Source organism: Kitasatospora sp. NPDC007106, assembly GCF_040634455.1.
Classification (GTDB): domain Bacteria; phylum Actinomycetota; class Actinomycetes; order Streptomycetales; family Streptomycetaceae; genus Kitasatospora; species Kitasatospora arboriphila.
On sequence record NZ_JBEYFP010000948.1, the window covers coordinates 1 to 2,121 of the forward strand.

Consider the following 2,121-nt stretch of genomic DNA (forward strand, 5'->3'; position numbering starts at 1 on the left):
CGGCGGGCGGGGCCGGTCGGCCCTCCCGTGCCGGCCGGGGCCGACCGTAGCGTGGCAGCGAGACACTGGCCGCTCACGGGTGGAGGAAGCCATGGGATCCGCTGCTGCACACCGTCCGATCGTGCTGGGCGTCGACGGCCCGTCTCCGAGCCCGACAGCGGTGGCCTGGGCCGCGGACGAGGCCGACCGGTGGGGCCGGCCGCTGCGGCTGGTCCATGCCGTGTCTCCGGCGCCCTACGGCTTCACCGGCGCCGAGTGGGTCGGCAGCCTGAAGGAGCAGCACCGCGAGGGTGGCGTCGTCCTCGACAAGGCAGCCGTTCTGGCCCGTGAACGCCACCCGGCCCTGGAGATCACGACCGCCACCGTCGAGGGTGTCACGGACCAGGTCCTGTGCGAGGAGTCCCGGCGCGCCGACCTGGTGGTCGTCGGGTCGCGGCGGCTCAGCCGTGCCGAGGAGTGGCTGAGCGCATCCTCGGTCACCGTCCCGCTGAGCGCCCAGGCGCACTGCCCGGTCGTCGTGGTCGGCGCACCGGAGCACTCGACCGAGCAGCCGCCGTACGTGGTGGTGGGGGTGGACGGCAGCCGTTCGTCGGCCGCCGCCGTGGACTTCGCCTTCGGCCTGGCAGCGCGGCGCGGCGCGGAGCTGCGGGCCGTGTGGGCGTGGCACCGTCCGCTGATCCTGCCGATCGACGAGCGCACCGCCGTGCTGACCCTCCGGCGGCAGCTGTCCGAGACCGCGGCCGGGCGGGGCGAGTCGTACCCTGACGTCCGGCTGACCCACGAGGTGCTGGTGGGGCACCCGGTCGAGCAGTTGGCCGCGGCGTCGGCGCACGCCCTGGCCGTGGTGGTCGGCCGGCGCGGCCACGGCGGGTTCACCGGCATGCGTCTGGGCTCCGTCCCGCACGGGCTGCTGCACCACGCGCACTGCCCGGTCGTCACCGTCCCGCCGCCCGCCGACCACCGCCGCTGACATGTCCGGCGAACGGGCCGGCACCCTCCGGTCACCCCCGGTGGGGACCGGGCCGGAAGGCCCGGACCCGCGCGAGCCGGTCACGCTGCTCTTTCGTGACCTGCGGACTTCTCCGGACGGCCTGGCCGAGCGGGAGGCGGGCCGGAGACTGACCGTCCACGGGCCGAACACGCTGGCCCGTCGGGGCGGACGGCGCTGGCCCGGCGAGCTGGTGCAGCAGTTCACCCACCCGCTGGCCGTGCTGCTCGCGCTGGCGGCCGTGCTCGCCCTGGTGAGCGGCGCACCGGCGCTGGCGGTGGCGATCGCCGCGGTCATCGTGCTGAACGCCCTGCTCGCCTTCGTGCAGGAGCGTCAGGCCGAGCAGGCTGTAGAGGCACTGGCCGACTTCCTGCCGGAGCACGCCACCGTGGTCCGCGGCGGCGTCCGCAGGGAGGTCCCGGCCACGGCGCTGGTGCCGGGCGACATCCTGGTGGTCGAGGAGGGCGACCGGGTGTCCGCCGATGCCCGGCTGCTGTCCGGCGGCGTGGAGGTCGACCTGTCGGCGCTGACCGGCGAGTCCGTCCCGGTCTTCCGCTCCGCCGAGACGACAGACGTCGCAGGTCCCCTGCTGGACGCCCGCGACCTGGTGTTCTCCGGCTCGGCCTGCACCGGCGGCCAGGCGCTGGCCGTGGTGACGGCCACCGGAATGCACACCGAACTCGGGCGGATCGCCGCCCTGAGCCAGCGCACCCGCCGCGAGGAGAGCCCGCTGGAGCACCAGGTCAAACGGGTGGCCCGGCTGATCGCGGTGATCGCGGTGGGCGTCGGGCTGGCCTTCCTGCCGATGGGTCTGGCCGCCGGCCTGTCGCTGACCGCCGCGGTGACCTTCGCCGTCGGCCTGCTGGTCGCCAACGTGCCCGAGGGCCTGCTGCCGACCATCACGCTCGCCCTCGCCTCCGGTGTGCGGGACCTGGCCCGGCGCGGGGCGGTCGTCAAACGGCTGTCCGCGGTGGAGACCCTCGGTTCGACCACCGTCGTCTGCACCGACAAGACCGGCACCCTGACGGAGAACCGCATGCGGGTCACCACCGTGTGGACGCCGGCCGGCGAAGCCCCGGCCGACGGCACCGCACCCGGCGACGCCCAGCTGCGCGAGCTCGCCGCAGCGGCCG

General features: G+C 75.5%; 2 protein-coding genes. Both read left to right on the top strand.

Annotated features, from left to right (window positions below; translation table 11 throughout):
- The first annotated feature begins 91 nt into the window (after nt 1-91).
- Nucleotides 92-970 carry a universal stress protein gene (locus ABZ641_RS34340; RefSeq protein WP_344622283.1) on the top strand — a complete coding sequence of 293 codons (879 nt, stop codon included), beginning with the start codon at nt 92-94 and terminating at the stop codon, nt 968-970.
- 40 nt (nt 971-1,010) lie between these two features.
- Nucleotides 1,011-2,121, top strand: a 1,111-nt coding sequence (locus ABZ641_RS34345; protein WP_359988252.1) for an HAD-IC family P-type ATPase, incomplete at its 3' end; no start/stop codon positions are given.

What these genes read in the sequence shown, in the direction of transcription:
- ABZ641_RS34340 (WP_344622283.1), top strand. Translation starts at nt 92, where the DNA reads ATGGGATCCGCTGCTGCACACCGTCCGATCGTGCTGGGCGTCGACGGC.